At 62.7% G+C, this 12,713-nt stretch carries 10 protein-coding genes; 5 read left to right on the top strand and 5 right to left on the bottom strand.

All coding sequences use genetic code 11. The features are described from left to right. The first annotated feature begins 5 nt into the window (after positions 1 to 5). The 4 genes from VARPA_RS12390 to VARPA_RS12375 are packed head-to-tail and all read left to right on the top strand — an operon-like array spanning position 6 to position 2,983. Entirely contained in the window at positions 6 to 812 is an 807-nt protein-coding gene (locus tag VARPA_RS12390; RefSeq protein ID WP_013540910.1) for an ABC transporter permease, read from the top strand. Beyond that, positions 809 to 1,660, top strand: coding sequence for an ABC transporter ATP-binding protein (locus VARPA_RS12385; RefSeq protein ID WP_013540909.1), 852 nt, complete (start codon positions 809 to 811; stop codon positions 1,658 to 1,660). The genes VARPA_RS12390 and VARPA_RS12385 overlap by 4 nt, the downstream gene beginning before the upstream one ends. 23 nt (positions 1,661 to 1,683) lie before the next feature. Further along, positions 1,684 to 2,685 (top strand): HEAT repeat domain-containing protein, encoded by a 1,002-nt coding sequence (locus tag VARPA_RS12380; protein WP_013540908.1) that lies wholly within the window; start codon positions 1,684 to 1,686, stop codon positions 2,683 to 2,685. Then, entirely contained in the window at positions 2,675 to 2,983 is a 309-nt protein-coding gene (locus VARPA_RS12375; protein WP_013540907.1) for a gamma-butyrobetaine hydroxylase-like domain-containing protein, read from the top strand. Before VARPA_RS12380 ends, VARPA_RS12375 begins: the two co-directional genes overlap by 11 nt. Positions 2,984 to 3,358: 375 nt before the next feature. Here VARPA_RS12375 and VARPA_RS31030 read toward each other — a convergent pair whose 3' ends face one another. Then, the gene (locus VARPA_RS31030) at positions 3,359 to 5,842 is read right to left on the bottom strand and encodes a hypothetical protein (RefSeq protein ID WP_013540906.1); all 2,484 of its coding nucleotides are present in this window, start codon (positions 5,840 to 5,842) and stop codon (positions 3,359 to 3,361) included. A 959-nt stretch (positions 5,843 to 6,801) separates the two neighbouring features. Here VARPA_RS31030 and VARPA_RS12370 point away from each other — a divergent pair. Then, a complete protein-coding gene (locus tag VARPA_RS12370; protein WP_013540905.1) occupies positions 6,802 to 7,101 on the top strand; it encodes a hypothetical protein in 300 nt (99 codons plus the stop codon). Positions 7,102 to 7,144: 43 nt separating this feature from the next. On the opposite strand, the gene VARPA_RS12365 is transcribed toward VARPA_RS12370, so the two are convergent. The 4 genes from VARPA_RS12365 to nirB form a co-directional block, all read right to left on the bottom strand. Then, the gene (locus VARPA_RS12365; RefSeq protein ID WP_013540904.1) at positions 7,145 to 8,893 is read right to left on the bottom strand and encodes a bifunctional protein-serine/threonine kinase/phosphatase; all 1,749 of its coding nucleotides are present in this window, start codon (positions 8,891 to 8,893) and stop codon (positions 7,145 to 7,147) included. Between the two features lie 22 nt (positions 8,894 to 8,915). Beyond that, complete coding sequence (locus tag VARPA_RS12360) at positions 8,916 to 9,728, bottom strand: formate/nitrite transporter family protein (RefSeq protein ID WP_013540903.1); 813 nt, start codon at positions 9,726 to 9,728, stop codon at positions 8,916 to 8,918. 61 nt (positions 9,729 to 9,789) lie between these two features. Then, positions 9,790 to 10,131, bottom strand: coding sequence for a nitrite reductase small subunit NirD (gene nirD / locus VARPA_RS12355; RefSeq protein WP_013540902.1), 342 nt, complete (start codon positions 10,129 to 10,131; stop codon positions 9,790 to 9,792). Between the two features lie 21 nt (positions 10,132 to 10,152). After that, positions 10,153 to 12,681, bottom strand: a complete 2,529-nt coding sequence (nirB, locus tag VARPA_RS12350) for a nitrite reductase large subunit NirB (RefSeq protein WP_013540901.1) — start codon at positions 12,679 to 12,681, stop codon at positions 10,153 to 10,155. Positions 12,682 to 12,713: the final 32 nt, after the last annotated feature.

The following is a 12,713-nucleotide window of genomic DNA, read 5'->3' as shown; positions in this document are numbered from 1 at the left end:
CTCCAATGACCAACTCCCTCCATAGCAACCTGCGCGCCATGCCGCGCGCCACATGGCGCATCGCCGCCCTGCTCCTGTGCGTGCTCGCATGGCACCTCGCCACGCGCGAGCGCATGAACCTGGGCTTCATCACCTTCCAGAACGTGCCGCCGCCGCGCGAGGTGGCCGAGTCGGCGTGGTCGCTGGTGCAGTCGCCGCTGGTGCTGCAGCATCTTTCGGCGAGCCTGCGCCGCGTGTTCATCGGCTTCGGGCTCGCGGCCATCGCTGGCGTGGCATTGGGCCTCGCGATAGGCCGCGCCCGCTGGGCCGAGGACACGCTGCTGCCGCCGCTCGAAGTGCTGCGGCCGATTCCCGCCGTCGCGTGGATTCCGCTGGCCATCCTGATGTTTCCGTCGTCCGAAGCCTCGATGGTCTTCATCACATTCATCGGCGCGCTATTCCCCGTGCTGCTCAACACCGTGCACGGCGTGGAGGCGGTGGATGCGCGCCTCGTCGCTTCGGCGCGCAGCCTGGGCGCGGGCCGCCTCGCGGTGTTCCGCGAAGTGATCCTGCCGGGCGCGCTGCCGAGCGTGGTCACCGGCCTTGCCATCGGCATGGGCACCGCGTGGTTCTGCCTCGTCACGGCCGAGATGATCTCGGGCCAGTTCGGCATCGGCTACTACACGTGGATGTCGTACACGATCCAGAACTACGCGGACATCGTGGTCGGCATGCTCTTCATCGGCGTGCTCGGCATGGGCAGCAGCGCGCTCGTGCGCCGCGTCGGCCAGTCGCTCATGCCCTGGCGCGCCGTGCAGGAGAAACGCGCATGAAGGCCGATGTGCAAACCGGCCGCATCGCCATCGACGACCTGTGCGTGCGCCTCGGCCAGGGCGCGCAGGCCTTCGATGCAGTGCAGGACATCACGCTGCACGTGGAGCCCGGCGAATTCGTCTGCCTGCTCGGGCCTTCGGGCTGCGGCAAGTCGACGCTGCTCGGCGCGCTCGCCGGCCACCTGACGCCTGCGAGCGGTGTGATCCACGTGGACGGCGAGCCCGTTCGCGGACCGCATCCCGACCGCGGCCTCGTGTTCCAGCACCACACGCTCTTCCCCTGGAAGAAGGTGCTCGACAACGTCGCCTTCGGCCTGAAGATGCAGGGCGTCGGCCGCCGCGAGCGCCATGCGCGGGCGCACGAGATGCTGCGCCTCGTGGGCCTGGACGACTTCGCGGGCTTCTATCCCTCGCAGCTTTCGGGCGGCATGCAGCAGCGCGCGGAGATCGCGCGGGTGCTCATCAACCACCCGCGCGTGATGCTGATGGACGAGCCCTTCGGCGCGCTCGATGCGCAGACGCGGCTGATGATGCAGCGCCAGTTGCTCGACGCCTGGGCGCGCGTGCGCACCACCATCGTCTTCATCACCCACGACATCGACGAGGCGCTGTTCCTCGGCGACCGCGTGCTCGTGATGGGGCCGCGGCCGGGGCGCATCGTCGCCGAGTTCGCGCTCGACTTTCCCCGGCCGCGCGATCCGTCGCTGGTCACTTCTTCCGAATTCACCGCGCTCAAGCGGCGCTGCCTGCAACTGCTGCATCCGCATGCGGGCGCCAGCGAACCGCTGGAACGCCTCACGCCGCTCGGCGCCGCCCCCACCGCTGCGCAACTGCGCTTTGCCATCTAGAAAAACAAACAAACAAACAAAGAATGACTTCCTCGCTCCTCGACGACCCCGAACTGCAGGCCATTGCCGAACGCCTGGCCTCCCCCGATGCCGAAGTGCGCCGCATCGCGGTGATGGACCTGGGCGACCTGTCCGACGAGGCCCACACGCCGCTGCTGGTCGCGGCCCTGCGCGACGACACACCGGCCGTGCGCGCCGCCGCGGCGCTGGCGCTCGAAACCATGGAGAACCAGTGCGCCGTCGAAGGGCTGGCGGTGGCGCTCGACGACGCCGATGCGCAAGTGCGCGAAGCCGCCGCCCACAGCCTGGCCGAACTGAAGGAACCCGCATCGGCCGCCTGGCTGCTGCCGCATGCGGGCACCGGCCCCGCGCGGGTGCGCGCCGCCGTGCTGCGTGCGCTGCGCGAACTGCGCGTGCCCGCCAGCGCCGGCCCCGCGCTGGCGGTGCTGCAGGAGCCGCGCGCCACCCAGGACACCGCCGACGCCATCGCCCTGCGCCGCGAAGCCATCGGCGTGCTCGGCTACCTGAAACATGCGCCCGCGCTGCCTGCGCTGGCCGCCCTTGCCGCCTCCGACCCGGTGGACGAAGTGCGCCGCGCGGCCGTGGGCGCGCTGGCCTTTGCGGCGGGCGATGCCGATGCGCGCATCGCGCTGGAAACCGCGCTGCGCGATGCGAGCTGGCAGGTGCGCGAAGAAGCGGCCACCGCACTCGGCAAGCTGCAGCAACCCGCCGCGACCGCAGCGCTGCTGGTGGCGCTGGACGACGACTACTGGCAGGTGCGCCTGCGTGCGGCACGCAGCCTGGGGCGCCTGCGCAGCGCCGAGAGCGTCACGCCGCTGCTCGCGGCGCTGGGCCACAGCATCAGCAACCTGCGCAAGGAAGCCGCGCTGGCGCTGGGCGACATCGGCGATGCAGGGGCGCTGCCCGCACTCGAACTTGCCGCGGACGATCCCGATCCCGAAGTGCGCAAATCGGCCCGGCTGGCCATCGTGCAGATCGGCAACAAGGCGGCCCATGGCGCCTGAGTCCATCGTCGATCACCGCGCGCGGGCCGCGCTGGAGTTTTGCTGGGGCGATGGGGAGCGGTATCTGGCGACGTACCGGATGCTGCGGGCCAGTTGTCCTTGTGCGGATTGCAAGGTGCTGCGGGCGGCTGGGGGCGATGGCAATGCGGGTGACGACGTGCAACTCGCGGACATACAGCCGGTCGGGGCCTATGGCGTGCAGTTCGTGTTCAGCGATGGGCACGACCGGGGAATTTTCCCTTGGGGGTTTTTGAGGGGGTTGCTGGAGGGGCGGGTGCGGTCGGGCATGACACCCTGACCACCTCTAGCCTTTTCGCTCCAGGGCCTAGATCTCGGCGGTCGGCCGGAAGCCGACACTCGGCTGGCTCGGCTTATGCCTGCTTCAGACTGAACTTGGACATTCGAGTGCGAAGTTCTTGCCTCGAACTCGAATTGGTGCTGCCGCTCGAACCAGACCTGGAGCCCAGTAGCCAATGGGTTGCCGATGATCCGGGCGACAGGGCACGGCAATTCAGCCGAGCGCGGGCATTGCTCTACCCCGCTTAGAGTCCGCATTAATTACGCGCCAGTCGCCGAACCCTGCATTAGTCCTCGACCGAGGGCTGCAGATGCGAACGCTCCATGCTTTCAACCGTGCGCAACATGGTCTCGCCAGATACACGCGAACAAATGCTTATTTCCCCCAATTTCGCTCTCGGCGCACAGTTTGGCGTTTTGCACTCCGAAGGACTCGATTTTTTTCGCCGTCAAAGGTTGCACGTATTTTGGAAGTAAACATCTCTTCAACAGGCATGCCAAGAGAATACAAATCTCTTTCACGTTTCTCTTCCTCCTCGAGGTATTTAATAAATTCCTCAACTCTCTCAAGTCGAACTTTGACACGCTCGACTCTCTCGCCTTTTAAAAATAAAGAGTATTCTTCTTTCGCTGCCTCAGTGAGATAGTTACTTACCTGTTCATCGAAAATTCCGCAATCGGTGCAAACAAGATCTAAATAAGTAAAATTCCAAGCCAACTCCTCAATCATGTATGTGCCATACCGAGTAATCTTGACACTATCCACTGAGTCCGAATAGGCATCCAGTCGATTATTCGCCTCAACAAAACCATGCTTAAGAAGAGTATCAGTGTTTTTTTCAAAATCGTCCAGCATTCCAAAGGTTTCCGCGAAATAGCCGCGCAACTCGGCCACATCAAAATAGGACGGCGAGCCCTTGTCCTGGCCCTTACTAAGCCGGCGCAGTATTCGGAGAGCCGTGAAATGCGAAGATTGCCTTGGAGTACGAAGTTGAAATAGATTTGGTATGCGGCTTAGTGATTCGTCGTAAAAATATCGGTCTGGAATCATGACCGGCTTTATGACTTGGTGAATCTGAAAAGTCCAATGTGAATTGGCGATCATTTCGTCCACATTGGTATACCCAGAAAGCAAAAATGCGCGAAATAGATCAAGTGAAAGCCGTATGTCACCGTGAGCACAGGCGGTCAAAAAACCATTCAAAGGTGACGAGTCATTGATAAAGTCTTTCGCCAGTATCGATAAATAGGTCGACGTTGCGCGAGTAAAATTCGCGTCGAATTCTGCGAGAAGTGGGGCGGGGAGTGCGGGGTTATCAAGCAATCGGACCGTATACTCAAGGCGCTTTCTAAACACTTCGGCTGGTCGAGGTGAGCTGATATGGAAACCCGCATTCTGATAAGCATCGAGTACTCCGTGAATCTTGGAGTCATAGAATCTCTCTTCACGCATGGAAATTAGAACAACGCAACCGAGCGTGTTTGCAATTTCTTGAGCCAAGATAAAACAGAAGTCTTGAACTTTAGAGGCGTATTGGTCGGTATTGTCAACAACAACAATAGCCCCGCGTCCTTTAATTCTCCAATGCTCAACAAGTCGAGTGGCGCAGTATGCCCAGTCGCTTTTCCAAGAGCTGACCAACAAATTGAGCTGAGAGTTATATATCTCGGACGCCTCATTTAAACCAGCCAAATCTTGTTTTCTTGCTATTTCGAATCTGTCGCTAAAAAGATCTCTAAGCAATTGCTCTCTTGAGCCCGCCAGCAGTTTTTCGCTGTCAAGTGCACTGACGAGGCGGTTCCAAGTCGTATCGCGAATTGTATTTGTATCTTCGGACACATTCAGAAGATCGAGAATGCAAGAGTGGGCGTTTTCGAGGAGCCAGCGAGGAGGATTGTGATGGAGAAGCCGTTTGATAAAAGTAGATTTTCCAGCTCCTTTGCCTCCGAACAAAACGAGCACCTCACCTTTTAAATTATTCTTTAGATTCTTAGTAAGTCGTCCCCCTAGCCGGCCACCCTTCCCTGTATCGTCCAATTGCTGCACACCATAATTCTCAAAATACGGAGAAATGGAATCGTGTATGAGTGACCGCATGCCATCAGTAGTATCCTGATACTCTCGTTGCGACACGTAGCACCGCTCCATGAAGTCGGTGTCTGAATCACTTATTGTCCCAAAATAGTAGTTAATGGGCGGTCTGATTTTTGCTGCAAGCCAATTTGCCTTAATTGGATGGGAGTACGATGTAATTTTCTCTCTGGGGTAATAAATGCCTCGATCTTTTGGAGCACTCGTACTCAGCGCCGCATGAAGCGCCGCGTGATCGACAATTGCCGTGAAAGAAAACGAGTTCCGAGCTTTTGTGTACTCTCGAAGAAAGAAATTCAGGCTCCGAGCAACAAAGGCGTTTTGTTGATCCCAGCGCTTTCCCTTTTCAAAAGTTTTGAAGAAAATCCATTCATGCCCGTTTGTCACGCAAGCATACTCACAGCCGGTGTCGATGCAATAGTTTCGCACCTGATCCATCGCACTTTTAATGGCCTCATCTGTAAGGAGTTTTGCGATGCTTAAATAGCAAGAAACCTCTCCATTTGCATGTGGAATCGGCAATTGAAAATATATACCCTCACGCTTCGCTTCAATAAAAAGTAAATGCGAACCGTCCTGCTTTGTGAGCACATAATCAGCAAATCCTGGCCGAATAAATTCTTCAACCTTGACGCGATTTTTTGGCCAAGATAAGGCGTTATGAATAATAAAATCGATTATTCGATGCCGCGTCTCAGCTTCATTTCCTGAGCGCCTTTTTGTCTCATCGATTAAGGTGGAAAGCTCGGCGAGAAGGTCCTTTGTCATTTGTAATCTCAGTATTTTTAAGTAACGGCCAGTCTAGTGCGTGACGGTGCGCAACACAACGCATGGTCTTGGTAAATGGCCAGCTCATCCGAGGCAGTGCTAAGCGTCTGCGTCTTGATTTCGATCTGGGAAAATCTGATCAAGAGCACGCGGGGGTCTGCAATGCTGGCACCTAGCAATGGGTCCCAGGGAAGACCATGACCTCAAACTCAACACAGCTTGACCCTTGAGCGAATGGATGAGGTGGACGAGATCTTCATGAATTTTGTGGTGGAAGGTTTAGCCACGTCCGCCACCGCTCGCAAAGCCCAATCCACAACTACTGGCCCAACGTGCGGGCTGCTCCGTACTGCTGCCCCTGGCTATTGGTGTCTTCGTTCAACCGACCCTTGGCTGCTGCCGGGTACTGAGCGACAGCTATTGGCGGCGAGTTCGACGATTTGAACGACGGCAGTCGCTGCAAGCGGACGCTCCAACGAGAGCGTTGGGACGCCAAGCTGCCCCTGATCTGCACTGCCAGTTCGCGGAAACAGCTCGTCTCGACGACTGACTTGGTGCAACACGCCCATCCCCTGCATTGCCGAATGCTCGCGCGGCGCTTCGACAAGCTCAGCGTGAACGGATTGCGGGTTCGTCTTGATCTCAATCGCCGTTCGTGGCGGAGGTCGCGGGGGCTGCAAAAGCCAACACATCCGCGTAGCTATACTGCGCCCCGTCACGTCAAAAACAGGCGTGATCGGGATTGGACTCCCGTTGAAATCACTGCGACGAAAGCCGCAGCTACCGCAAGGACTGCGGCTTTCTCATTCGTGCAACCTTTTTAGGCGGCTCGATGGGCGGGCGCGAGCCCGGCCGGTTTCACGCAAGTGGTTTCCCGGTAGTCCAACCCGTCGAGCCGCCGCCCTCGATTGGACTCGGGTGCGTCGGTTTCAGTAAATCGAAACCCTTGGAGGCCATGCATGGCTCACGTTCCCCCGTCCCCCGAACCCTTCGACCCTCACAGCGCCGCATTGCTCGCGCTGCGGGCCTGCGACGACATCGACAGCCTGCACGACGTGCGGCTCGCCTATGCGTGCATCGAGAAGCTCGTCGATCCGCAGCTTGCGAGCGACTCGGAAGATGTCTACCCCATCCGCACTGAACTGAGCGCGCTGATGCGGCTGGTGAACGAGGAGTTGCAGCGCCGCATCGAGACGACAGAGGCCACGATGCAGTCGCTGCGTCTGGCGGTGGACAAAGTCAACGCGGCGCCGTGCTGAGGTCTTCGATCGTCGGCTTGACGCCGCTGTAACCCCCGCAACCTCACCGCCCCAGGACCAACACCCCGAGCAGCACCACCGACACGATGGCCAGCAACGCCGTGGTCGTCTGCCAGAAGCGCACGGGGTGCCGCTCGATCAGCGGTGGCATGCGCACACGCAGAAACTCCTGCCCCGGCGCGCGGAGGTCGTGCGCAAGCTCCGACACGGCCTCCTGCCGCTTGAGCGGATTCGGATTCAGCGCCTTCTGCAGCACCGCATCGACCCACTCGGGCAGGTCGGGCCGCAGGTGGCGAACCGGCACATAGCGCAGCCGGTTCACATCGGCGGGCGACCGAACCCGCGACACCTGCAGCCCGTACGGCAACTGGCCCGTGAGCATCTGGTAGACGATCACCGCCATCGAGAACAGGTCAGACCGCGCACTGCCGCCATGGCCGGTGAAGTATTCGGGCGCGGTGTACTGCAGCGTGCCGGTGATCGCAAGCGGACGCCCCTCCCCCGCCCCATCGGCGAGCCCCGCCACATGGGTCGTCGCGAGGTCGATGATCCGCACGGTGCCGGTGCGGTCGATCATCACGTTCTCGGGGCGCACGTCCTGGTGCAGCATCTCCCTGCCGTGCAGCGCCTGCAGCCCGCTCGCGAGTTGCTCGGCGATGCGGCGCACGCTGTCGAGCGACGGCTTGGGGTTGTCGACCATCCACTGCGCGAGCGTCTGGCCGTCGACATATTCCATGGCGACGTACAGGTGGCCGCGCGTGCGGTCGATGGCGCTTGCCTTGAGCACATGCACGTTGTCGATGCGCCGCGCCACCCACTCTTCGAGCACGAAGCGGTCGAGGTATTCCGGGTCGTCGCGCAGATCGACCGAGGGCAGCTTCAGCACGACCTGCTGTCCGCTCGCGTCGTCCACCGCCAGGTGCACGTGGCTGCGCGAACTCACATGGAGTTCGCGCACGAGCGTGAAGCCCTCGAAGCGGGTTCGGGGCGCAAGCGGCGGCGCGATGGCGAGGCCTTCGCGCTGCAGGGGCAGCGGTGCGGCGTCGGCCAGCGGCAGTTCGTCGATGCGCACGAGCTGCACCGTGCAGTCGTCATCGCTGCTGCGGGCCTGCGCGGCCTCCGTGAGCAGGCGTGCGGCCGCGTCGAAATCGTCACCGCACCGCGCGATCGCGTCGTGCACTGCGGCGGCATCGAGGTGCGTGTAGGCGCCATCGGTGGCCAGCAGGTAGACCTCGCCCACCTCCGCCTCCCAGCAGCGGTAGTCGATCTCCACGTTCGGCCCCGCACCGAGTGCGCGCCCGAGGTACGACTCGACCGAGGACAGATGCACCCGGTGGTCTTCGGTGAGCTGCTCCAGCCCGTTCGGATGCAGGCGATGGATGCGCGCATCGCCCACGTGCAGCATGTGCACGTCGCGCCCCTTGAAGACGAGCGCGCTGAAGGTGCAGACGTAGCCGCTGTCTTTGTCGAAGCGCGCATCGCTGCGCATCGTCTGCGCGTGCAGCCACGAGTTGGTGGCGCTCAGCACCCGCTGGGCCGCGCGGCGCACCGACCACGCATCGGAGGTCGCGTAGTAGTCGTCGAGGAAACCCCGCACCGCCGCCGCGCTCGCCACCTGGCTCACGCGGCTGGAGCCGATGCCATCGGCGAGCGCCACCGCGATGCCCTTGGACATGCGCAGCGTTCCCTCGGGCAGCATCGCACCGTGGAAGTCCTGGTTGACTGCGCCGGGCTTGGCCAGCGAGTGCTGGCCGAGCGTCACGCGCAGCGCCTTGTGCGTGGGCATCAGCATCGAAGCGATGCGTGACTGGTTGTCAGCTGGCCTTGCGCTTGGGCGCCGTCTTGTAATGCGTCGAGTACAGCGTCAGCCCCACGAAGGTCAGGCCACCGACGAGGTTGCCGATGACGGTGGGAATCTCGTTCCAGATCAGGTAGTCCATCAGCGTGAACTTGCCGCCCAGCAAGAGGCCGGTGGGGAACAGGAACATGTTGACGATCGAGTGTTCGAAGCCCATGTAGAAGAACACCATCACGGGCATCCACATGCCGATGGCCTTGCCCGACACGGTGGTGGACATCATGGCCGCGACCACGCCGGTGGAGACCATCCAGTTGCACATCACGCCGCGGATGAACAGCGTCAGCATGCCGGCGGCGCCGTGCGCGGCATAGCCGACGGTGCGGCCTTCACCGATGTGGCCGAGCTTCTCGCCGATGGCGTTGGGCGCCTCGCTGAAGCCGAAGGTGAAGATGATCGCCATGAACACCGCCACGGTGAGCGCGCCCGCGAAGTTGCCGACGAACACCAGGCTCCAGTTGCGCATGACGCCGCCCCAGGTGGCGCCGGGGCGCTTGTCGAGCACCGCGAGCGGCGCCAGCGTGAACACACCGGTCAGGAGGTCGAAGCCCAGCAGGTACAGCATGATGAAACCGACCGGGAACAGCATCGCGCCCACCAGCGCGTTGCCGGTGTTCACGGTGATCGAGACGGCGAAGGCCGCGGCGAGCGCCAGGATGGCGCCGGCCATGTAGGAGCGGATGAGCGTGTCGCGGGTGGACATCAGCAGCTTGGATTCGCCGGCATCGACCATCTTGGTCACGAACTCGGCGGGGGCTAGATAGGCCATCGGGATTCCTTGAAGAAGCGAAAAAGCAGAGAAAAAGATTGAAGCGTCGAAGGTGCGCGGCTCAGGCGAGCGCGACGAGCACGCGGCCTTCGTCCACGCGCACCGCATGGGCGCGCACCGAGTACTCGGGCGCCTCCAGGCACTCGCCGCTGCGCAGGTCAAAGTGGTTCTTGTAGAGCGGCGAGGCGACGACGATGCGGTCGCCCAGGCTGCCCACCAGCCCGCGCGAGAGCACGCTGGCGCCGGCCTTCGGGTCCACGTTGTCGATGGCGTACAGGGCCTGCTCCCGGCCCACGCTGAAGATCGCGACATGCACGCCGTCGACCAGCGCGCAAACGCCGGTGTCGGGAAGGATGTCGGTGGCCGCGCACACGGCGGTCCATTGGAGGGTGTCGGTGGTCATCGTGGAGATCCTCGGTTTTCGTCAGACGGTTTCGGCGTCGGCTTCGGTGCTGCGCTCTTCGGCGCGGGCCGGGCGGATCTGGCCGCGTTCCTTCACGAACACGATGTGCTCGTCGGGCTTCTCGCTGTTGACGAAGGAGCGGAAGCGCTGGCGCACGGCGGGGTCGTTCACCGCGGTCTTCCACTCGCACTGGTAGGTGTCGACCACGCTCTGCATCTGCACTTCGAGTTCGCCGGCGATGCCCAGGGTGTCCTGCAGCAGCACGCCCTTGAGGTAGTCGAGCCCGCCTTCGAGGTTTTCGCGCCAGGTGCTGGTGCGCTGCAGGCGGTCGGCCGTGCGCACGTAGAACATCAGGAAGCGGTCGATCAGCTGGATGAGCTGCACCTTCGTGAGGTCGGAGGCGAAGAGTTCCGCATGGCGCGGCTTCATGCCGCCGTTGCCGCAGACGTAGAGGTTCCAGCCCTTCTCGGTGGCGATGATGCCCACGTCCTTGCCCTGCGCCTCGGCGCATTCGCGGGTGCAGCCCGACACGCCGAACTTGATCTTGTGCGGCGCGCGCAGGCCCTTGTAGCGGTTCTCCAGCTCCACGGCCAGGCCCACGCTGTCGTCCACGCCGTAGCGGCACCACGTCGAGCCCACGCAGCTCTTCACGGTGCGCAGCGACTTGCCGTAGGCATGGCCCGATTCGAAGCCCGCGGCGATGAGTTCTTCCCAGATCGAGGGCAGCTGCTCGACGCGCGCGCCGAACATGTCGACGCGGGCGCCGCCGGTGACCTTGGTGTAGAGGCCGTACTTCTTGGCGACCTGCCCCACGGCGATGAGCCCATCGGGCGTGACCTCGCCGCCCGGCATGCGCGGCACGACCGAGTAGGTGCCGTCCTTCTGGATGTTGCCGAGGAAGTAGTCGTTGCTGTCCTGCAGGCTCGCGAGGTTCTTCTTGAGCACGAACTCGTTCCAGCACGAGGCGAAGATGCTCGCCGCCGTGGGCTTGCAGATGTCGCAGCCCAGGCCCTTGCCGTGCTTGGCGAGCAGGTCCTCGAAGCTGCGGATCTCGCCCACGCGGATGAGGTGGTAGAGCTCCTGGCGCGAGTACGCGAAGTGTTCGCACAGGTGGTTGTTGACGGCCATGCCGCGCTTGGCCATCTCGACCTTCATCACCTGCCCCACCAGCGCCACGCAGCCGCCGCAGGTGGCGCCGGCCTTGGTGCAGGCCTTCATTTCGGCGACGGTGCAGGCGCCCTCGCCCACGGCCGCGCAGATCTGGCCCTTGGTCACGTTGTTGCAGGAGCAGATCTGCGCGGTGTCGGGCAATGCATCCACGCCGAGGCCGGGCCGGGCCTTGCCGTCGCTCGCAGGCAGGATCAGGAACTCGGGGTCCGCCGGCAGCGCGATGCCGTTGAGCGCCATCTGCAGCAGCGTGCCGTACTCGGCCGCATCGCCGACGAGCACCGCGCCGAGCAATTGCTTGCCGTCTTCGCTCACCACGATCTTCTTGTAGATCTGCTTGTGTTCGTTGATGTACTGGTAGGCGCGCGAGTGCGGCGTCTTGCCGTGCGCATCGCCGATGCTCGCGACGTCCACGCCCATCAGCTTGAGCTTGGTGCTCATGTCCGCTCCGATGAAGGCGGCGTCCTGCTGGCCGGCGATGTGTTTGGCGGCGACGCGCGCCATGTCGTAGCCGGGCGCGACGAGGCCGAAGGTCTGCTCGTTCCACGAGGCGCACTCGCCGATGGCATACACGTCGTGGTCGCTCGTGCGGCAGTGGCTGTCGATCGCCACGCCGCCGCGCGGGCCGATGGCCAGCACCGACTGGCGGGCCAGTTCGTCGCGCGGGCGGATGCCGGCGGAGAACACGATCATGTCGGTCTCCAGGTACGTGCCGTCGGCGAACACCATGCGGTGCCGCGCGGCGGCGCCGTCGGTGATCTCCACCGTGTTGCGGCCCGTGTGCACATGCAGGCCCAGCGCCTCGATGCTGCTGCGCAGCGCACGGCCGCCGCCTTCGTCGACCTGCACAGCCATGAGGCGCGGCGCGAACTCGACCACATGCGTCTCCAGGCCCATGTCGCGCAGCGCCTTGGCACATTCCAGGCCCAGCAGGCCGCCGCCGACGACCACGCCGCTCTTGGAGCGCGCGCCGCATTCCTTCATCGCCTCCAGGTCTTCGATGGTGCGGTAGACGAAGCAGTTGGGGCGGTCGCGGCCGGGCACGGCCGGCACGAAGGGCGAAGAGCCGGTGGCCAGCACGAGCTTGTCGTAGGCCACCACTTCGCCATCGGCCGTGGTGAGCGTGTTGTTGCGGCGCTCGATGGCCACGGCCTTGGCCGCCAGGCGCAGCGTGAACCCACTGCGTTCAAAGAAGCCGGGCTCGACCAGCGAGAGGTCTTCGGCGGTCTTGCCCGCGAAGAATTCGGACAGATGCACCCGGTCGTAGGCCGCGCGGGGTTCTTCGCAGAACACCGTGACCTCTGCATCGGCAACGCCGAGTTCGTGGAGTTGCTCTAGAAACTTGTGGCCCACCATGCCGTGGCCAATGACTGCGATTTTCATGTCGGATCCTGCGTGCAGCCGGCCATGCGTCA

The sequence above is a fragment of the Variovorax paradoxus EPS genome (genome assembly GCF_000184745.1).
Taxonomy (GTDB): Bacteria; Pseudomonadota; Gammaproteobacteria; order Burkholderiales; family Burkholderiaceae_C; genus Variovorax; species Variovorax paradoxus_C.
Note: the sequence above shows the minus strand (reverse complement) of the source record. Positions and strands in the feature narration are given on the sequence as shown.